The 20,024-nt window shown below is 63.2% G+C and carries 19 protein-coding genes; 17 read left to right on the top strand and 2 right to left on the bottom strand.

Annotation, left to right across the window (positions count from 1 at the left end; all coding sequences use genetic code 11):
* The first annotated feature begins 3 nt into the window (after positions 1-3).
* The 6 genes from AC2CGW_RS08535 to AC2CGW_RS08560 all read left to right on the top strand — a co-directional run bounded on the left by AC2CGW_RS08535 (position 4) and on the right by AC2CGW_RS08560 (position 7,950).
* Positions 4-1,119: a sigma-54 interaction domain-containing protein gene (locus tag AC2CGW_RS08535; RefSeq protein ID WP_484573868.1), complete on the top strand. Its 1,116-nt coding sequence runs from the start codon at positions 4-6 to the stop codon at positions 1,117-1,119.
* A 194-nt stretch (positions 1,120-1,313) separates the two neighbouring features.
* A complete protein-coding gene (pvdM, locus tag AC2CGW_RS08540) occupies positions 1,314-2,666 on the top strand; it encodes a pyoverdine-tailoring dipeptidase-like protein PvdM (protein ID WP_484573869.1) in 1,353 nt (450 codons plus the stop codon).
* 15 nt (positions 2,667-2,681) lie between these two features.
* Entirely contained in the window at positions 2,682-3,959 is a 1,278-nt protein-coding gene (gene pvdN / locus AC2CGW_RS08545) for a pyoverdine-tailoring periplasmic protein PvdN (RefSeq protein WP_484573870.1), read from the top strand.
* A gap of 14 nt (positions 3,960-3,973) precedes the next feature.
* Positions 3,974-4,834 (top strand): formylglycine-generating enzyme family protein, encoded by an 861-nt coding sequence (locus AC2CGW_RS08550; protein ID WP_484573871.1) that lies wholly within the window; start codon positions 3,974-3,976, stop codon positions 4,832-4,834.
* A gap of 115 nt (positions 4,835-4,949) precedes the next feature.
* Complete coding sequence (locus AC2CGW_RS08555) at positions 4,950-6,284, top strand: lysine N(6)-hydroxylase/L-ornithine N(5)-oxygenase family protein (RefSeq protein WP_186664914.1); 1,335 nt, start codon at positions 4,950-4,952, stop codon at positions 6,282-6,284.
* Between the two features lie 16 nt (positions 6,285-6,300).
* On the top strand, positions 6,301-7,950 hold the full coding sequence (locus AC2CGW_RS08560; protein ID WP_484573872.1) for a cyclic peptide export ABC transporter: 1,650 nt from the start codon (positions 6,301-6,303) through the stop codon (positions 7,948-7,950).
* A gap of 127 nt (positions 7,951-8,077) precedes the next feature.
* On the opposite strand, the gene AC2CGW_RS08565 is transcribed toward AC2CGW_RS08560, so the two are convergent.
* Positions 8,078-8,248 (bottom strand): hypothetical protein, encoded by a 171-nt coding sequence (locus tag AC2CGW_RS08565; RefSeq protein ID WP_484573873.1) that lies wholly within the window; start codon positions 8,246-8,248, stop codon positions 8,078-8,080.
* Here AC2CGW_RS08565 and AC2CGW_RS08570 point away from each other — a divergent pair.
* The 5 genes from AC2CGW_RS08570 (at position 8,226) to AC2CGW_RS08590 (ending at position 13,685) form a co-directional block, all read left to right on the top strand.
* Positions 8,226-10,475, top strand: coding sequence for a TonB-dependent siderophore receptor (locus AC2CGW_RS08570; protein WP_484573874.1), 2,250 nt, complete (start codon positions 8,226-8,228; stop codon positions 10,473-10,475). The genes AC2CGW_RS08565 and AC2CGW_RS08570 overlap by 23 nt on opposite strands.
* Before the next feature lie 235 nt (positions 10,476-10,710).
* The gene (gene dkgB, locus AC2CGW_RS08575) at positions 10,711-11,514 is read left to right on the top strand and encodes a 2,5-didehydrogluconate reductase DkgB (RefSeq protein WP_186708149.1); all 804 of its coding nucleotides are present in this window, start codon (positions 10,711-10,713) and stop codon (positions 11,512-11,514) included.
* 79 nt (positions 11,515-11,593) lie between these two features.
* Positions 11,594-12,775, top strand: coding sequence for an MFS transporter (locus tag AC2CGW_RS08580; protein ID WP_484573875.1), 1,182 nt, complete (start codon positions 11,594-11,596; stop codon positions 12,773-12,775).
* Positions 12,776-12,875: 100 nt separating this feature from the next.
* Positions 12,876-13,091: a hypothetical protein gene (locus AC2CGW_RS08585; RefSeq protein ID WP_288376659.1), complete on the top strand. Its 216-nt coding sequence runs from the start codon at positions 12,876-12,878 to the stop codon at positions 13,089-13,091.
* A gap of 129 nt (positions 13,092-13,220) precedes the next feature.
* Positions 13,221-13,685: a nuclear transport factor 2 family protein gene (locus tag AC2CGW_RS08590; RefSeq protein ID WP_063544979.1), complete on the top strand. Its 465-nt coding sequence runs from the start codon at positions 13,221-13,223 to the stop codon at positions 13,683-13,685.
* Positions 13,686-13,747: 62 nt separating this feature from the next.
* On the opposite strand, the gene AC2CGW_RS08595 is transcribed toward AC2CGW_RS08590, so the two are convergent.
* Positions 13,748-14,668 carry a LysR substrate-binding domain-containing protein gene (locus tag AC2CGW_RS08595; protein WP_186708153.1) on the bottom strand — a complete coding sequence of 307 codons (921 nt, stop codon included), beginning with the start codon at positions 14,666-14,668 and terminating at the stop codon, positions 13,748-13,750.
* Between the two features lie 163 nt (positions 14,669-14,831).
* Here AC2CGW_RS08595 and AC2CGW_RS08600 point away from each other — a divergent pair, with 163 nt between their 5' ends.
* The 6 genes from AC2CGW_RS08600 (at position 14,832) to AC2CGW_RS08625 (ending at position 19,958) form a co-directional block, all read left to right on the top strand.
* Complete coding sequence (locus AC2CGW_RS08600) at positions 14,832-15,608, top strand: YqcI/YcgG family protein (RefSeq protein WP_186719279.1); 777 nt, start codon at positions 14,832-14,834, stop codon at positions 15,606-15,608.
* Between the two features lie 2 nt (positions 15,609-15,610).
* On the top strand, positions 15,611-16,249 hold the full coding sequence (locus AC2CGW_RS08605; RefSeq protein WP_186664924.1) for a LysE family translocator: 639 nt from the start codon (positions 15,611-15,613) through the stop codon (positions 16,247-16,249).
* A gap of 25 nt (positions 16,250-16,274) precedes the next feature.
* Positions 16,275-17,369, top strand: a complete 1,095-nt coding sequence (locus AC2CGW_RS08610) for a hypothetical protein (protein ID WP_484573876.1) — start codon at positions 16,275-16,277, stop codon at positions 17,367-17,369.
* 158 nt (positions 17,370-17,527) lie between these two features.
* Complete coding sequence (locus tag AC2CGW_RS08615) at positions 17,528-18,223, top strand: sel1 repeat family protein (RefSeq protein WP_484573877.1); 696 nt, start codon at positions 17,528-17,530, stop codon at positions 18,221-18,223.
* Positions 18,224-18,382: 159 nt separating this feature from the next.
* Positions 18,383-19,219, top strand: a complete 837-nt coding sequence (locus AC2CGW_RS08620; protein WP_054890674.1) for a bifunctional allantoicase/(S)-ureidoglycine aminohydrolase — start codon at positions 18,383-18,385, stop codon at positions 19,217-19,219.
* Positions 19,220-19,340: 121 nt separating this feature from the next.
* A complete protein-coding gene (locus tag AC2CGW_RS08625; RefSeq protein ID WP_186664932.1) occupies positions 19,341-19,958 on the top strand; it encodes an START domain-containing protein in 618 nt (205 codons plus the stop codon).
* Positions 19,959-20,024: the final 66 nt, after the last annotated feature.

A 20,024-nucleotide genomic window follows, 5' to 3' on the forward strand; every position in this document is an offset into this window, starting at 1 on the left:
TCCATGCAATTGCTGACCCTCCCCCCTTCACCGTCATTGGCTACCTCGATCAGGGCGACCGCACAGGTCTTCGAAGACCCCAGGTCGCAGGCGCTGCTCGCCCACCTGCAACAGGTCGCTCCCAGCGAGGCCAGCGTCCTGATCATTGGCGAGACCGGCACGGGCAAGGAGTTGGTCGCACGCCACATCCACAACCTCAGCGCTCGCCGCGACGGCCCGTTCGTTGCGGTCAACTGCGGCGCCTTTTCCGAGTCGCTGGTCGAGGCCGAGCTGTTCGGCCATGAGAAAGGCGCCTTCACCGGCGCCCTGGCGTCCAAGGCCGGCTGGTTCGAGGAGGCGAACGGCGGCACGTTGTTCCTCGATGAAATCGGCGACCTGCCGCTGCCCATCCAGGTCAAGCTGCTGCGCTTGCTGCAGGAGCGCGAGGTGGTGCGCCTGGGGTCACGCAAGAGCATTCCGATCAATGTGCGGGTACTGGCCGCCACCAACGTGCAACTTGAAAAGGCCATCAACGCCGGGCACTTTCGCGAAGACCTGTACTACCGCCTGAACGTTGTCACCCTCTCGCTGCACCCGCTGCGTGAGCGGCCGGGCGATATCCTGCCGCTGTCGCGCCACTTCATTCGCAGCTACAGCGAACGCCTGGGCTACGGCCCGGTGGAGCTGGCAGCCGACGCCCAGGCAAAGCTTGTGGCCTATAGCTGGCCGGGCAACATCCGCGAGCTGGAGAACGTGATTCACCACAGCCTGCTGACCTGCGGCGACGGGTTGATCCATGCCCGCGACTTGCGCCTGTCGAACCTGCGCCTGGAGCGTCAGGACGATCCGCCTTCGACGGCCTCTGCCAGCAGGGGCGGCGGCATCGATGAACTGCTGCAGCAGGCGTTCAGCCGGTTGTACGAGGAACAGCCGGGCGACCTGTACGAGAAGGTAGAGAATGCGTTGCTGCGCTCGGCCTATCACTTCTGCCATTACAACCAGGTGCATACCGCGCAGTTGCTGGGGCTGTCGCGCAACGTCACGCGTACGCGGCTGATCGCCATTGGCGAATTGGTGGTGAACAAGCGCCGCGCACCGGAGCAGCCGCTGGACAACCGGATGGTGCGCCTGTCGATCTGATCGCGTCATTGCCTGCGCCCATGGCCTTGCGCTGGCGAGGCCTGCGTCACCCGCCGTGGTGGGCTTTTCGCGGGTAAACCCGCTGCTGCACGTAAATCTCTCCCCACGCCATTCGTCCACCTGATACCCGAACCCTGCCCGGCGCCGCCCTTTGCCCGCCAGGCGGTTGCGATCAGCCCTGCAACGAGATGGCAATGACCAAGACCCGCTCCCGCAAAGCCCTGTACATAGGCCTGCCTCTGGCCCTGGTGGCCGCCCTGGGCAGTGCCGCCGGCTACTTCTACTGGCAACGCCAGGATGCCGGCTACCCGCACAAGATCGTCGAACAGGCCAACGCCCTGCATGAACACATGCTCTCGTTCGACAGCCATATCACGGTGCCGCTGGACTTGGGCAGCGCCGGCAACGAGATCGACAAGGATGGCCCGGGGCAGTTCGACCTGGTCAAGGCCAATCGCGGTCGTCTTTCCGGTGCGGCCCTTACCATCTTCGGCTGGCCAGAGATCTGGAACGGCCCCAACGCCCCGCACCGCCCAACCCCGGGCTTCGTCGACGAGGCGCGCCAGCAGCAGGAAGTGCGCTACAAGATCATCAGCGGCATGGTCCGCGACTTCCCCAACCAGGTCGGTATCGCCTATACCCCCGACGACTTCCGGCGCCTGAACGGCGAAGGCAAGTTCGCCATCTTCATCAGCATGCTCAACGCCTACCCGCTGGGCCATGACCTGTCCCAGCTCGATCTGTGGGCTGCACGCGGCATGCGCATGTTCGGCTTCAGCTACACCGGCAACAACGACTGGGCCGACTCCTCGCGCCCACTGCCGTTCTTCAATGACACCGCCGACGCCCTGGGCGGCCTGTCGCCCTTGGGTGAACAGGCGGTCAAGCGACTCAACGATCTGGGCGTGATCATCGATGTCTCGCAGATGTCGACCCTGGCCCTGGAAGACGTCGTGCGCCTGAGCCGCGCGCCAATCGTGGCCTCGCATTCCGCGCCGCGGGCGCTGGTGGACATCCCGCGCAACCTCTCCGACAAGGAAATGCAACTGATCAAGGACAGCGGCGGCGTGATCCAGGTGGTCGGCTTCGGCCAATACCTCAAGCCGCTGGAAAAGCCGGTGCTGGAAAAACTCGAGGCGCTGCGCTCGCGCTTCGACCTGCAGCCCCTGCAGGGCCTGGCCAATGCCTTGATGCCGGGCGATGCGGTGATCGCCATCTGGCCTGAGTCACGTTTCGGCGAGTACGCCAGCAGCCTGTACGGGATTCTTGAAGAAGAACCCAAGGCGACCCTCAAGCAGTACGCGGACGCCATCGACTACACGGTGAAGAAAGTGGGTATCGACCACGTCGGCCTCAGCTCGGACTTCAACGACGGCGGCGGCCTCGATGGCTGGAAGGATGTCAGCGAGATCCGCAATGTCACCGCCGAGCTGCTTAGCCGCGGCTATAGCGAAACCGATATCGCCAAACTCTGGGCGGGCAACTTCCTGCGGGTCTGGGACCAGGTGCAAAAAGCCGGTCAACCTGTCGCCACCACCCAACACTGATCAAGGCCTGCCCGCATGAGCAACCGTCGTACCTTTCTCAAGCAGGCCGGCCTGGTCGCCGCAAGCCTGCCGCTGCTGCCTGGCGCCCTGGCTGCAACCTCGTCGCCAGCAGCGCTCACCGGCACGGACAAATGGCGCAACCTGCGCACGTTGTTCCCGCTGGACCCGGACATCGCCCACTTCGCCAACTTCCTGGTCACCGCCCACCCGCGTCCGGTGCAGGAAGCGATCGACCGCCACCGCGCCGACCTCGACCGCAACCCCGCCGCCCTGATGGACTGGGAAAGCCAGTACGAATGGCAGCGCGAGGACGAAGTGCGTGACTGGGCCGCACGCTACCTGGAAGTCGGCCCGCGGCAGATTGCCCTGACCGGCAGCACCACCGAAGGCCTGGCCATGATCTATGGCGGCCTGCAGGTCGGCGCGAAGCAGGAAATCCTGACCACCGAGCACGAGCATTACTCCACCCACAAGACCCTGGCTTTCCGTACCAAGCGCCAGGGTACGCAGGTGCGCAAGATCCGCCTGTTCGACAACCCCTGGGAGGTGTCCACCGACCAGGTGCTGACCACCCTGGAGCGCAACATCCGCCCCGAGACCCGCGTGCTGGGCATGACCTGGGTGCACTCGAGCAGCGGCGTCAAGCTGCCGGTCGGCGAGATCGGCGAACTGGTGCGCCGTCACAACCGCGACCGCAGCGAGGCCGAGCGCATCCTCTACGTGGTCGATGGCGTGCATGGCTTCGGCGTGGAAAACCAGCGCTTCGCCGACTTCAACTGCGACTATTTCATCGCCGGCACCCACAAGTGGATGTTCGGCCCGCGCGGCACCGGCATCATCTGCGCAGCCTCGACCAGCATGGATCACCTCACCCCCAGCGTCGCCACCTTCTCCCGCGATGAAGACTTCGCCACCATCATGACCCCCGGCGGCTACCACGCCTTCGAATACCGCTGGTCGCTGGGCGAGGCGTTCAAGCTGCACCTGCAACTGGGCAAGGCCGATGTGCAGGCGCGCATCCACCAGCTCAACGCCCGGCTCAAGGAGCGCCTGCTTGAAGATCGTCGCATCGAGCTGGTGACGCCGCGCAGCGCGCAGTTCTCGGCAGGTTTCACCTTCTTCCGTGTGCCCGGCAAAGACCCTGATGCCTTCGCCGCCAAGCTGATCGCCGGCAAGGTGATGTGCGATGCCGTCGAACGCGACGTTGGTCCTGTCATCCGCCTGGCGCCAGGCCTGCTCAACGACGAAGAACAGATCGACCGGGTCATGAACCTGATTACCCAGCAACTTTGAACAAGGCATCTCCCATGAGCGCACCTCTGCACCGCCTCACCCTGGCCGCCGTGCTGGCCGCCTGCAGCCTGCCGACCCTGGCCGCGCCGCCGTCGGACCAGCCCGGCACAGTGTTCCGCGACTGCGACAAGACCTGCCCGGAAATGGTCGTGCTGCCTGCCGGCACCTTCACCATGGGCACCCCGCCCGACGAAATGGGCCGCCAGGACGACGAAGGTCCACAGCACCCGGTGACATTCGCCAAGCCGTTCGCCATCAGCCGCTTCCAGATCACCGCCGGTGAATGGGCCGACTACCAGAAGGCCACTGGCATCGTCATCGCCGACGGCGACGATCGTCCTGGGCGGCGCTGCACCAACAGCAAGCCCAGCTACCCGCAAGGCCCTCGCCAGCCGGCGGTGTGCATGAGCTACGTCGACATCGAGCGCTATGTCGCCTGGCTGTCGAAGAAGACCGGCAAGCACTACGCCATGGTCAGCGAAGCCCAGCGCGAATACGCCGCACGCGGCGGCAGCACCGGCATGTTCCCATTCGAGCCGGACGCCAACTTCGAGATCAGCAAGAACGCCAACGTCTACGGCCCCAAGGATGGCTACAGCTTCAGCTCGCCGGTCGGCAGCTTCCCGGCCAACGCCTTCGGCGTATACGACATGCACGGCAATGTCTACGAATGGGTCGCCGACTGTTACCACGACAGCTATTTCGGCGCCCCCGCCGACGGCAGCGCGCGCACCGAGGCGGGCTGCACGCAGATCTCCATCCGTGGCAACGACTGGGGTGAAGCGCCGATCTTCTCGCGTTCGGGCAACCGCAACACCACGGTACGCGAAGACCGTGGCGACTGGCTTGGTTTCCGGGTAGCCCGCGAGCTCTGAGGCGCCACACGGCGGTAAATTCTCCCACCCCCGGCTCGTTCCTATCGGTGTACTTGCGCAGGACTCGGGGCGCCCCACGCGGCGCCCCCACTCGACCATCCAAGGAACCGCAACCATGAGCCAGACCTCTTCGCCCGACAAAATCCACGACCTCATCGGCGTTGGCTTCGGCCCTTCCAACCTGGCACTGGCCATTGCCCTGGAAGAGCTCGCCGAAACCAACGGCCACGCCCTCGACGCGCTGTTCATCGACAAGCAGAGCGACTATCGCTGGCACGGCAATACCCTGGCTACCCAGAGCGAGCTGCAGATCTCCTTCCTCAAGGACCTGGTCTCGCTGCGCAATCCCACCAGCCCCTACAGCTTCGTCAATTACCTGCACCAGAAGCAGCGCCTGGCCGACTTCATCAACTTGGGCACCTTCTACCCTTGCCGCCTGGAGTACAACGACTACCTGCGCTGGGCCGCCGAGCATTTCGCCACCCAGGCGGTGTATGGCGAAGAAGTGCTGCGCATCGAGCCGGAACTGCGTGATGGCCGGGTCGATCACCTGCGCCTGGTCTCGCGTGACCAGCACGGCCAGGAGCACCAGCGCCGGGCCCGCTCGGTGGTGGTCGGCAGCGGCGGCACGCCCAAGGTTCCCGATGCCTTCCGCCCGTTCAAGAACGACCCGCGCGTGTTCCACCACTCCCAGTACCTGAGCGCCCTCCAGCAACTGCCGTGCAACAGCGGCAAGCCAATGCGCATCGCCGTGATCGGCTCGGGCCAGAGCGCCGCCGAGGCCTTCATCGACCTCAACGACAGCTACCCGTCGGTCAAGGTCGACATGATCCTGCGCGCCTCGGCACTCAAGCCTGCCGACGACAGCCCCTTCGTCAATGAAATCTTCGCCCCCGAGTACACCGACCTGGTGTTCAACCAGCCGCACGCCGAACGCGAGAAACTGATCGGCGAGTACCACAACACCAACTACTCGGTGGTCGACGTCGACCTGCTCGAGCGCATCTACGGCATCCTGTATCGCCAGAAAGTCGCCCATCAGTATCGCCATGCCGTGCTGTGCCGCCGCACCATCGAAGCAGTGGTAGACACCGCCGAAGGCATCGAGCTGACCCTGCGCGACCTGGCCACCGATGTCCGCCAGACCCACCGCTACGACGCGGTGATCCTCGCCACCGGCTACGAGCGTCGCTCCCACCGCGACCTGCTGGCTCCGCTGCAGCAGCACCTGAAAGACTTCGAGGTCGACCGCGACTACCGCGCCCTGGCGAGCCCCGAGTTCGGTGCCAGCGTATACCTGCAAGGCTTCTGCGAAGCCTCGCACGGGCTCAGCGACACCCTGCTGTCGGTGCTGCCGGCACGTGCCGCAGAAATCGGTCAGTCGCTGTATCAGCACCTGGGCAAGCACGCCAGCAACGCCCCGGCCGCACTGCGCATGACCAGCGCCTGAAGACAGGAACCTTCCGATGAGCAAACAACCCCGTGGGGCCGTGCGCGAGCTGCTGACGCTGCTGCGGCCCTTCTGGCCGGTGGTCGCCCTGTCGATTGCCCTGGGCATGGTCGGTGGCTTGAGCGTCACCGCCCTGTTGGCCACCATCAACAACGGGCTGCACACCGAAGGCGGGCTGAGCCAGGGGCTGGTGCTGGGCTTCGTCGGGCTGTGCGCCCTGGCGTTGGTCAGCAGCATCCTCTCCGACATCGGCACCAACCAGGTGGGCCAGCACATCATCGCCAAGCTGCGCAAGGAGCTGGGCGAGAAGGTGCTGGCGGCACCGATCGAACAGATCGAGCGCTTTCGCAGCCACCGCCTGATCCCGGTCCTGACCCACGATGTGGACACCATCAGCGACTTCGCTTTCGCCTTCGCGCCACTGGCGATTTCGCTGACCGTCACCCTGGGCTGCCTGGGCTACCTGGCGATGCTGTCCTGGCCGATGTTCCTGATGATGCTGGCCGCGCTGGCCATCGGCATCGCTATCCAGTCGGTGGCGCAGTCCCGCGGTATTCGTGGGTTCATGGCAGCGCGCGATGCCGAAGACCAGTTGCAGAAGCACTACAGTGCAATCGCCGCCGGTGCCAAGGAGCTGCGTATCCACCGTCCGCGCCGCCAGCGCATGTTCCAGCATGGCATCAGCGACACGGCCGAACGGATCCGCGATCTGCAGACACGCTCGATCAACACCTTCGTGGTCGCCAAGAGCCTGGGCTCGATGCTGTTCTTCGTGGTCATCGGTCTGGCCCTGGTGCTGCAGTCGCTGTGGCCCAGTGCCGATGCCAGCGTCATGAGCGGTTTCGTGCTGGTGCTGCTGTACATGAAAGGGCCGCTGGAACACCTGATCAGCACCCTGCCGATCATCGGCCGGGCGCGCATCGCCTTCCAGCGCATTGCCGAGCTGTCGGAGCGTTTCGCGACCCCGGAGCCTCACCTGTTGCTGGCCGACTCCGGACAGGCCGCAGCGCAGGTGCACAGCCTGGAGTTGAGCAATGTCGGCTTTGCCTTCCCGCCGGTCGGCGATGCCCGCCCCTTCACCCTTGGGCCTGTGAACCTGAAGATCGCCCTGGGCGACATCGTGTTCATCGTCGGCGAAAACGGCTGCGGCAAGACCACCCTGATCAAGCTGCTGCTGGGGCTGTATGCCCCACAGCAGGGCCAGATCAAGGTCAATGGCAAGGCTGTGGATGCCGAATCGCGGGACGATTACCGCCAGCTGTTCACCACGGTCTTCGCCGACTACTACCTGTTCGACGACCTGGTGCAGGGTGACCAGGCGATTCCCGAGGATGCCAACCAGTACCTGGAGCGTCTGGAAATCGCCCACAAGGTCAAGGTCAGCGACGGCCAGTTCAGCACCACCGACCTGTCCACCGGGCAACGCAAGCGCCTGGCGCTGGTCAATGCCTGGATCGAACAACGCCCGGTGCTGGTCTTCGACGAATGGGCCGCCGACCAGGATCCGACCTTCCGTCGCATCTTCTATACCGAGCTGCTCCCGGACCTCAAGCGCCTGGGCAAGACCATCATCGTGATCTCCCACGATGACCGCTACTTCGACATGGCCGACCAGCTCGTGAGGCTGGAGGCCGGCAAGGTCGTCGAGGAGTTAACACACGCCTGAAAAAAACAGAACCGGATTTTTCCGGTTCTGCTGTGTTTGTGCGTCTCACCACATGTAATGCAAATCATTATCCACAACATAATCACAGAGTCTGCCAATGCACGTCTTCCCTACCCTTCGCCCGTTGTCAAAGGCCATGCTTGTCCGGCGCCTCATGGCGTCCGGCTTGCCCGCCACCGCTGTCGGCATGATGCTGGCGGCGCCGATGGTTGCTCAGGCCCAGCAAGTGGCCTTCAACATTCCCCAGCAGGCGCTTGGTAGCGCGTTGATTGCGTTTGGGCAGCAAAGCCAGTGGCAACTGCTGTACTCCCCCCGACCAGATCAGCGGCCTGCGCAGCACCGCGGTCAAGGGTTCGCTGGAGCCCGATGCCGCGTTGCGCCAATTGCTCGGCGGCACGGGCCTTGGCTACAGCGTCAACGGCACCACAGTGACCATCAGCGGCCGTAGGGAAGGCGGCGCGGTGGAACTGGGGGCGACCAACGTCAACGCCGGCGTACTGGGCGAGACCACCGAAGGCACAGGCTCGTACACCACAGGCTCGATGAGCACGGCGACCAAGTTGCCGACGTCCCTGCGCCACACGCCGCAGTCGGTCACGGTACTGACCCGCCAGCGCATGAACGACCAGAACATGCAGACCCTCGAAGACGTCTCGCTGTATACCCCCGGCCTCACCCTGCGCAAGACCGGCGGTGAACGTCCGACCTTCTATTCGCGCGGCACCTCGGTCGACAACATCATGATCGACGGCTTGCCGGTGGCCTACGACACCGACACCCTCGGCACCTCGATGCTGTCGATGTTCGATCGCGTGGAAGTGGTGCGCGGCGCCTCCGGCCTGATGGTCGGCGCCGGCAACCCGTCGGGTACGCTGAACCTGATCCGCAAGCGGCCGACCGTCGAGCCGCAGATGTCGATCACCACCAGCGCAGGCTCGTGGAACAACTTTCGGACCGAGCTCGACGCCAGCAGCAAGCTCAACGACAGCGGCAGCATACGCGGTCGCGCTGTCGTCGCCCTGCAGGACAAGGACAGCTTCGTCGACGACTACAGCAACAAACGCCAGTTGATGTATGGCATCACCGAATTCGACCTGACTGAGGACACCACCCTCACCCTGGGCGGCTACTACAACCGCGAGGACAACCCTGGCGCCGATTGGTCCGGCCTGCCGACCTTCGCCAACGGCAATTTCCTGCCGATCTCCCGCTCGCACCGCATGAGCCCGTCCTGGACCTACTGGGACAAGAAGAACAAGAGCGTCTTCGCCGAGATCGAGCACCGCTTCGACAACGACTGGAAGCTGCGCCTGAATACCACCTGGCTGCGTGGCGAGATGGACATGCTCGGCACCAGCTTCTATCGCCTCGACCAGGCCGCCGACACGCTGCAGCTCAACGTAGGCCGCTACACCTACGAGCACACCCAGAAGAGCGTCGATGGCTATGTCAGCGGCCCATTCAGCCTGTTCGGTCGCACCCATGAACTGGTGCTCGGTGGCAGCTACCGCCACGACCGCACCGACGACGGCCCTGGCGGCGGCCCGCTGGGCACCTTCGATTACCCGGTCGATCCGCTGTCGTTCGACTTCGGCTCGGTGCCCAAGCCCGAGATCGACTTCAACTGGTCGCGCAAGGGCAAGGTCGAGCAGTCCAGCACCTACGCCACCGTTCGCTTCAACATCCAGGACGACCTCAAGCTGACTCTTGGCTCGCGTCTGGACTGGTATGAATACGAACAGCAGACCCAATCCGGCACCTACGCCTTCGGCAACAGCTCCAAGGCCACCCGCGAGTTCACGCCCTATGCCGGCGTGGTCTACGACCTGAACGACACCTACTCGGTGTACGCCAGCTGGACGCGCATCTTCAAGCCTCAGGAATCCCGCTCGGCCACCGGCTCCATCCTCGATCCGGTCACCGGCAGCAACTACGAGACCGGCATCAAGGGCGAATACTTCGGCGGCGCGCTGAACGTGAGCCTGGCCTACTTCCAGTTGAACCAGGAAAACCTCGCCAAGGCCCTGCCACAGTCGTCCTGCCAGGACCTCTCCGATAGCTGCTACGAGGCGGCGGGCGAAGTCGAGACCAAGGGCGTCGAGCTGGAAGTGCAAGGCATGCTCGCCGAGGGCTGGCAGGCGTCGGTCGGCTACACCTATGCCGCCGCCAAGTACACCAAGGAAACCGGTACTCAACAGAAGGGCGACCGCTTCGACAGCGACACCCCTTACAACCTGTTCAAGGTCAACACCGTTTACCAGTTGCCGGGTGACCTGAGCCAGTGGAGCATCGGTGGCGGCTTCCGTACCCAGAGCCGGGCCTACACCAGCTTCGGTGTGCAGCAGGGCGGCTACAGCGTGACCGACCTGATGACAGCCTACCGGATCAACAAGCACTTCACCGTGCAAGGCAACCTGAACAACGTGTTCGACAAACGTTACTACCAGAACATCAGCAACCCGGCCGGGGCCAACATCTTCGGCGATCCGCGCAACTTCACCGTCACCATGAGGTGGACGCTGTAACCCTTGCTACATCGGGCCTGCCAGCCAGGCCCGATGTGCTCTGAGGCCGTCGAAATGCCCGCTGCGCGAAGCAATCACCGGCTATTCATGATTCCAGGTCAAAAGACCTTGCCCCACGCCCCTCTTAATCAACCCCGCTGCAACCTTCAAACTGCTCCCCACTCGAATGGTCGATGTATCCAGGCGCCAATGCCTCTCGATCGACCCCGAATTCCCCCATAGCAGGAGCAGATCCATGAGCATTCCATCCTTCGGCCTCGGCACTTTCCGTCTCACCGGCCAAGCCGTCATCGACTCGGTCAAGTCCGCACTGGAGCTGGGCTACCGTGTCATCGACACCGCACAGATCTACAAGAACGAAGCCGACGTCGGCCAGGCCATCGCCGAAAGCGGTGTGCCTCGTGACGAGCTGTTCATCACCACCAAGATCTGGACCGACAGCTACGCTGCCGACAAGCTGGTCCCCAGCCTGCGCGAGAGCCTGGCCAAGCTGCGCACCGATTATGTCGACCTGACCCTGATCCATTGGCCAGCCCCAGGCAACGGTGTCGAGCTGCGCGAGTTCATGGGCGCCCTGGCCGAAGCCAAGAAACTTGGCCTGACCCGCCAGATCGGCATCTCGAACTTCAACATCGAGTTGACCCGCCAGGCCATCGAGGTGGTCGGCAAGGGCGAGATCGCCACCAACCAGATCGAGCTCAGCCCGTACCTGCAGAACCGCAAGCTCACGGCTTTCCTCAAGGAACAGGGCATCACCGTCACGTCCTACATGACTCTGGCCTATGGCAAGGTGCTCAAGGACCCGGTACTGGCCAAGATCGCTACCAAGCACAAGGCCACGGTGGCCCAGGTCGCCCTGGCGTGGGCCCTGCAGCTTGGCTATGCCGTCATCCCCTCCTCCACCAAGCGCGAGAACCTGGCCAGCAACCTGCTTGCCCGTGACCTGCGCCTGGACGAAGAAGACATGGCGCAGATCGCAGACCTGGAACGCAACGGCCGCGAGGTCAGCCCGGATGGCCTGGCGCCGGCCTGGGACTGATCCCACACCGCACTTGGGCGTCGACTGCGGTCGACGCCACACCCGACATTCCTGAATTCGCCATAACCCGGAGTTTCCGATGAGCGCGCTTTCCTCTAAACGGGTCCTGTTTGCCCTGGCCATCGGCGCCTTCGGCATCGGCACCACCGAATTCGCCCCCATGGGCCTGCTGCCGGTCATTGCCGAAGGTGTCAACGCCAGCATCCCTACTGCGGGCATGCTGGTCACCGCCTACGCCATTGGCGTGATGGTCGGCGCACCGATCATGACCCTGCTGTTCAGCCGCTTCGGCAAGCGTGCTGCACTGATGATGCTGATGAGCATCTTCACCGTCGGCAACCTGCTGTCGGCACTGTCGCCGGACTACTACACCCTGCTGGCCTCGCGCCTGATCACCAGCCTCAACCACGGTGCTTTCTTAGGCCTGGGTGCGGTGGTCGCGGCCAGTGTGGTGCCCAAGGACAAGCAGGCCAGTGCCATTGCCACCATGTTCATGGGCCTGACCATCGCCAATATCGGCGGCGTCCCGGCCGCCACCTGGATCGGCCAGCAGATCGGCTGGCGCATGGCTTTTGCCGGCACCGCCGTACTCGGCCTGATCGCCATCAGTGCCTTGTGGTACGCCCTGCCCAAGGGCGAGCGCGGCAGCGTGCCCCACGTGCGCAAGGAACTGGCGGTGATCGCCCGCCCCAGCGTGCTGCTGGCGATGGCCACCACCGTGCTCGGCGCAGGCGCCATGTTCACGCTGTACACCTATGTTGCCCCGGTGCTCGCGGAACTGACCGGCGCCTCCAATGCGTTCGTCACACTCGGCCTGGTATTGATCGGTGTCGGTTTCACCATCGGCAACAACCTCGGCGGTCGTCTGGCCGACTGGTCACTGGACGGCGCGGCACGGATCTTCCTCGGCACCTTGGCGGTGATCATGCTGCTCATGCCGCTGGTGCTGGGTAGCCATGTCGGTGCTGCGCTGGCCCTGCTGGTCTGGGGGGTGTTCACCTTCGCCGTGGTACCGCCGCTGCAGATGCGAGTGATGATCGCGGCTGCCGAGGCCCCAGGCCTGGCTTCTTCGATCAACGTGGGCGCGTTCAACCTGGGCAATGCTGTCGGTGCCGCCCTGGGCGGCGCGGTGATCAGCCTCGACCTGGGCTACGCCGCGGTGCCGATGGCCGGCGGTTTGCTGGCGGCGACCGCGCTGCTGCTGGTGTGGCTGGGTGGACGCAACAAGGTGGCGAACGGCACCATCAGCGAAGCGCTGTAAGCGCCGTCCAGGGTTCTTCGGAGGGGGACTACAGGTAATGGGGAAACGCTGAACCGCGTCTTCTGCCAGTCTCCAATAGGCCCTCCCCAGGACCTTCGCCATGACACCGCCTGATGTTTTCCTGCACCGCCAGCGCTATGATGCCCCTCGAGCCCCCCTTGATCATCAGCAAGCGACTTGCCGGGCAATATTCGACAACTCGCAGCAAAGCGCACTATGGCTCGCAGAGATCACCGACGGTACGCAGTTGCAATATCGCACCGAGGAGATCCCGGACTGGTTCTTCGAAGCGTATGTGGACGAGGTCGAGCCCTGAAACGGGTCGGATTATTCCACTTGCCGCAATTATGAACTGCCACCAGCATCGATTCTCTCCGAACACGCTTGAGCCTACGCTTCATCCATCAGGCCACTTCTTCCGGACCTGCACATGAGGAGTACCGCGATGTCCCGCCCACCATTGCCGCCGTTTACCCGCGAAACCGCTATCGAAAAAGTCCGCCTGGCCGAGGATGGCTGGAACAGCCGCGATGCGGCCAAGGTTGCCCTCGCCTATACCCTAGACACCCGCTGGCGTAACCGGGTCGACTTCGCCACCAACCGCGACGAGGCACAGGCCTTCCTGACCCGCAAGTGGAATCGTGAGCACGAATACCGCCTGATCAAGGAGCTCTGGGCCTTCACCGAAAACCGCATCGCCGTGCGCTATGCCTATGAGTACCGCGATGACAGCGGCCAGTGGTACCGCGCCTATGGCAACGAGAACTGGGAGTTCGCCGCCGATGGGCTGATGCAGAACCGCCACGCCAGCATCAATGAAATGCCGATCACCGAAGAGGAACGCCAGTTCCGTTGGCCGCTGGGGCGTCGTCCGGATGACCATCCGGGGCTGAGCAGCTTCGGTTTCTGACCTCGCGAACGCATTCGCCCAGGCCCGTCGTGACAGGCCTGGGCGAAGTGCTTTAACGGTATTCAGCCGTACAGATAGTTGATGTCCTTGAGCGCCAGCGCTGGTACCTGGCCAAGCAGGTAATCACGAAGCTTGCTCATCTGCCGGGCCTTGGGGCTGGCCTTGAGCCAGGTCATGTAGTAACCATCGCCCGTCGCCACGGCCTGCTTGAAGGGTGTGATCAGGCGCCCGGCGGCAAGGTCGGCACTGGCCAGCACCAGATCGACCACCGAAATGCCCAAGCCCTGCTGCGCCGCGGAAATTCCCTGGTCAAGGGTGTCGAACACCTGCCCTTGATCGATGCTGATGTCCAGTGCATCGACCCGCGCCAGCCAACGCCGCCAGTCTCGGCGATCGGACGAGGGATGGAGGAATTCGCAGTTGCGCAGCACCGACAGGTCTGGCTCAGGCTCCTGGAGGTAGTCGGGGTGACAGACCGGGATCAGCCACTCATCGAACAGCTTCAGGCTCTCGACATCGGCAGGGAACTTGCCGCTGCCCAGCAGGATGGCGCAATCGTAGGGCTCGGAATAGAAATCCACCGTGTCGATGTCCATCCAGACGCTCGACAACTGCACGCTACAGCTGTCGTCGATCTTCTTGAAACCATCCAAAGCCTTGAGCAGCCAGCGCACGGTGAGCGTAGAGGCGGCTTTCAGACGCAGGCCGTAACGGTCCTGGCGCAACAAGGCGCACGCATTCTCGATGATCTTGAAACCGACCTTGAGCTCCTGGGCCAGCAACCGACCGTGCTCGGTCAGGCGCAGCTTGGGGCCGCGGCGCTCGAACAGGTCGCAACCGAACATGGCTTCGAGGGTCTTGATGTGATGGCTTACCGCCCCTTGGGTCAAGGCCAGTTCTTCCGCTGCGCGGGTGAAAGAGCCGTAACGAGAAGCCACTTCGAAGGCACGCAAGGCATGCAGGGCTTGAATCCGTTCTGACATCGTCGCCTTCCAAAGCATGAGTGAAACTAATAGTAGGTCATAGTTCCAGGCATTTTACAACCTAGGGAGGTTCTTCGAAAATGCCGGTAAATAACAATTACAGCTAACCAACACGCCGCGATAAGGCAGAAAAACCACTTTATAGAAATTTCCTGGGGAAACCATGTTTACGGGTTATGGAAACTGCTATCGCCTGGATGCGCTAGAGCTGGCCGATGAACATGTTCGGAACAAGCAGCATTGGACGTACAAGACCATAGAGCACTTCAAGGAAATCCTCGGCAACCCTGGCTTTCCCTGCCTCTTCGGACGCAAGGCGGTCGCCGCCGCCACCTGCCACATTCTTTTCGCACGCGCCGATGATCCTGCCAATGACATCGCCCGCGGTCTCGCCGACTATGTCCGCACCATCGCGCCGATCCCGCTCAAGCAGCGCATCGGCAACCCGCTGCTGGTGTTTCTTGAAACCACCATCGACGGCACATTGGCCGAACAGCAAGCGCTAGCCTGGAAGATCCTCCAGCAGGTCCACGCCCGCGATCCCCAGCCTTGGCCGCAGGATGTGCCCCGTGACCCGCATGACACCCAATGGTCATTCTGCTTTGCCGGCATGCCACTGTTCATCAACATGAGTTTTCCCGCCCATCGCCAGATGAAAAGCCGCAACCTGGGCAACAGCATCGCTTTCGTCATCAATCCACGGGAAAGCTTCGACGAAGTGGCCAGTGCCAGCACCGAAAGTGGCCAGCGCATCCGCGCGCGGATCCGTGAACGGGTTGCGCAGTACAACGACGGGGTAATACCCGACAGCCTGGGTTTCTTCGGCCAGGACGACAACTTCGAATGGAAGCAATATCAACTCCAGGAGATGGGCTCGCTCAAACCTTCGCGCTGCCCCTTCCATGCCACCGCAACGCCTGAAAACCAGATCGAGAACTGAACGTGAATACCGCACTGACTGCTACCTACGCCCTCACCGTCCTGCTGCTGATCGCCACGCCAGGCCCGGTAGTGGCGCTGATCGTCAATACCGCTGCCGCCTCCGGTTCGCGCAAAGCCCTGTTCACCGCCGTCGGCACCAACTGGGCGTCACTGGTGCTGATTGGTGCTGCAGCCTGGATCATCATGACCAGCGCCGCCATCGACAAAGCCTGGCTCAGCGGCATGAGCCTGCTGGGCTGCCTGTTCATTGGCTACATTGCCGTGGGCACGCTGCGCGAAGCCCTGCAGCAGCAACCCCGGGAGCACGCTGCCGAAACGGTCGAAACACCGCGCAGCACTGGCCGAGGCGGCCTGCTGCAAGGTTTCATGGTGGGCATTTCCAATCCCAAGGACATCATCTTCTTCATTGCCTTCTTCCCGCAGTTCATCCAGGTCACTGAATCCTTCGAGAAGAGCATGGTAGTGCTGTCGCTGCTGTGGATCGCCATCGACTTCGCGGTTTTGAGCCTCTACATCTTCGCCATCGGCAAGATCGCCTCGCAGCGCAGCAACCGCCTGATCAGCCTGGCGTCTGGCGTCGCCCTGCTGCTGATCGCCGCGGGGGGGCTGCTCTACAACCTCAAGGAACTGGCCGCCTGAGCCCGCCCGATACCCAGGAGCGCCCATGACACCGATCGACATCACCCCGGACGTGGGCAGCGCCATTCCCCTGCGAGAAGACTACCAGCGCTTCCTGCTGCTGGGCGGACGTCGCGCGCCGCATACCCTTTACGTGCATGAGCGTGGCTACCGCTCCGACACCATCAACACCGACGCCCTGGGCCTGCGCTACAGCCACTGTGCCGGCAAGCGCTTTTCACTGGCCGAGCGCGGCGGCGCGGCGCGTATCAACCTGCTGGTGGGCGGCTCTACCGCCCTGGGTATCGGCGCCAGTTCCGATGAACACACCGTGGCGTCCTACCTGTCGATGCTCACCGGCGAGATCTGGTTGAACCTGGCCGGCTGCGGTCTGAACGCCACCCAGGAGCTGCTGATGTTCCTCAGTCATCAGCATCGCCTCGGCCAGATCGGCCATGTCGTGGTCCTCAGTGGCCTCAACACCCTGGCCCAGGAAGGGCTTGGCGAAATCCTCGCAGGCGACCAGGAACCTGAAGGAGCACGGCCGTACCAGCGTTTTCTCAACAGTTTCAACGAAGGCGTGCAAATACCGGCCAAACCCGGGCGGGCCTCGTTTTGGCAGCGCCTAGGGCAAAGTCTCGCGCCCCGTCGTTCGCCACCGTCACCCTGCGCCTGGCCGCTGTCAGCGCCGGAAAAACGCCTGCTTCGTGCCGCCGATTGCATCGGCCGCACCCTGTGCCAATGGGAGCAACTACTGGCCGACAGCCATACCACCCTGACGTTCATCCTTCAGCCACTGCTGCCCTGGTGCCGCGAGCAGTTGCCCGCCAGCGAACATGCCATGCTGTCGGCGCTGGACCGTCAGCCGGGCAACTTCGACCGCTTGCTGGAGGGTGTCTACGACAGTCAATTGCATTCAACCTTCTTCCGGCGCATCAAGAGTCAGGCGCAGACCGTACCCTGCTATGACATGAACGGCATGCTCAGCAGCTCACCGGTATTCAATGAGCATCTGTTCATCGATCGTCTGCATTTCAATGATCTGGGCAACAACGCCTTGGCCAAGGTCATCACCGCAAAGCTGGGGTTGGCCCAGGAAAAGTACGCTAACCGCAAGGTCACGCCTTTCAAGCTCGTCTGACAGCAAACAAAGACTCTTTCGACAGCACCTCGGGATGGCTAGAATGATCCATCACCGCTCCCGGTCGCCCGAGGCAAACGCGTACACGTCATGAACACTCTTGCTGCCCAAACGCTTCTGGTTCGTCTCACCTGGGCGCCAGCCTGCGAGGCCCATTCGTGAGTCGAGCCGTCTTCCTTTCGGGCTTGTTCGCGGCGCTGACGCCGTTTGCCGCCCAGGCGCTCGACGTTCGCATCGATCCCCATGCCGACCTGCTCTACCGCCAGGCATTGCCACTGCTCGAGCAGGCCGACACCGAGGATGACAGCGCCAGCCCACTGCGCACAGCCGATACCAATGATCCGGAGCTCAGCCGCCAGGGCCAGGCGATGGCACGCACATTGCCAACGGCGGTAGCCTTGCTGGAAAAGTCGGTTGCCTTGGGCCATCCCGTGGCGCAGTACCGTCTGGCGCTGTACTACATGACCTACCTGCCCGCCGGGAAGATTGCCGACGCGGCCTGTCCACTGCTCGAAGCCAGCCTGCGCCAGGGTTTCGCCCCACCAGCGACGGCGATCGCCAACTGGTGTCCGTCCTACAACACCACCCCCGCCTACCGCGAGGCGCTGGAAGCCATTCCGAGCATGGCGACCCTTTACGCCGCCTACTATCCGCAGCCCGCCACTCGCCTGGCTTGCAACCGCAGTCGTCCGCAAGGCCTGGAGCTCCAGTGGGGGCGTCAGCGTGACTACCAGGCGGAGGTCTATCGCCTGCTAGGTGAACTCGACCCACAACGGCGTCAGGCGTTGCTGCAGAGGGCGGTGGAGATCAACGGTTGCGTGGCGGCCCAGCAGCGGCTGACCAGCAATCGCTGACAGCACGGCCGCTCAGCATTCAGCAAGCAAATACCGGGTATTCCAACATTTAATTTGTGGATGCCAGGGCCTCGCCCCTATGCTGTCCGTGCATCCCCTGCGCCGCACCGGCCGGTGCGGTTCACGGCACGGGGAGAGAACAACAAGTCGAGACTGTCCATGTCGAATCACTCCTACTTCGCCCCCCACGGTGGGCACCCGGCTCAAACCGAGCTGCTGACTGACCGTGCCATGTTCACCGAGGCCTATGCCGTCATTCCCAAGGGCGTAATGCGTGACATCGTCACCAGCCACTTGCCGTTCTGGGACAAGATGCGCATGTGGGTCATCGCTCGCCCGCTGACCGGCTTTGCCGAAACCTTCTCGCAGTACATCGTCGAAGTCGCCCCTGAGGGCGGCAGCGAACGCCCTGAGCTGGACCCTAATGCCGAAGCCGTGGTGTTCGTCGTCGAAGGTGAGATCGACATCACTGTCGAAGGCAAGCACCACACCCTGGTGCCTGGCGGCTATGCCTTCCTCGCGCCAGGGGCCGAGTGGAGCCTGCGCAACAACAGCAAGGCCAACGTCACGTTCCATTGGCTGCGCAAGCACTACCAGAAGGTCGAAGGCCTGGCGGTTCCAGAATCGTTCGTTACCCACCGCGATAACGCCACGGTCATCGAGATGCCGGGCACCGAAGGACGCTGGGTCACCACCCGCTTCGTCGATATGGCCGACATGCGTCACGACATGCACGTCAACATCGTGACCTTCCAGCCAGGCGGCGTGATTCCGTTTGCCGAAACCCACGTCATGGAACACGGCCTGTATGTGCTCGAAGGCAAGGCGGTATATCGCCTCAACCAGGACTGGGTGGAAGTCGAAGCCGGTGACTTCATGTGGCTGCGTGCGTTCTGCCCGCAAGCCTGCTATTCGGGTGGTCCCGGTCCGTTCAGCTACCTGCTGTACAAGGACGTGAACCGCCACGTGCACCTGACGCTCAATCCGCAGCGCTGAGGCGCCCGCCTGCATCAACCGATCGGGGTCGGCCACGGCCCTGATCGGCGCAACACCATCTTCATGATCGTTCTGCCTGTTCCCGCGCATACTACGGTGATCCCCAGTGTGGAGCCCGAACATGCCGCAGCTCCTGTCCCGACTTCACCTCGCCCTGCTCTGCGCACTCCTGCTGCCGACGCTTGCGTTGTCTGCCGACAACTGGCGCCTCGCCCATCAGGAAAGCGGCATCGACATTTATCTTGGCGACGTCCAGGGCTCCCCCTACCAGCAATTTCGCGGCGTTGTCCGGATCAAGGCCAGTGTTCGCACCCTGAGCGACCTTCAGGAAAACCTGCGTGTCGCCTGCAAATGGTTGTATGCCTGCGCACAGATGCGCCTGCTGGAGGTCGATGGCGACAGTACCTGGGTCTACCTCACCACCGAGCTGCCTTGGCCCGCGCAACCGCGGGACATGGTCCTGCGCGTACGCACCGAGCGGCTGGACGACGGCTCGCTGGTTCGCAGGCTCAGCGCTGACCCGGAAAAGGTGCCCGAGGCCCCTGGCTTCATTCGCGTGCGCCAATTGCAAGGTGAGTGGATCATGCACCCACTGGCCGAACGCGATACCCAGGTCACCTATCGCCTGCAAGCCGATCCCGCTGGCGATGTACCGGGCTGGCTGGCCAATCGCTTTGTGGTCGACGCGCCAATGGTCACGCTCAGAACGCTGAGAGCGGTAGCCGAACGTCAACCCTGACGCTCAGTAGCCAAAGGGGTTTTAGGAGCACTCCTACACGCAATTCGGAGCGTCTCACCCTCTCAC

This window comes from Pseudomonas sp. SYWMCR5 (assembly GCF_057197165.1).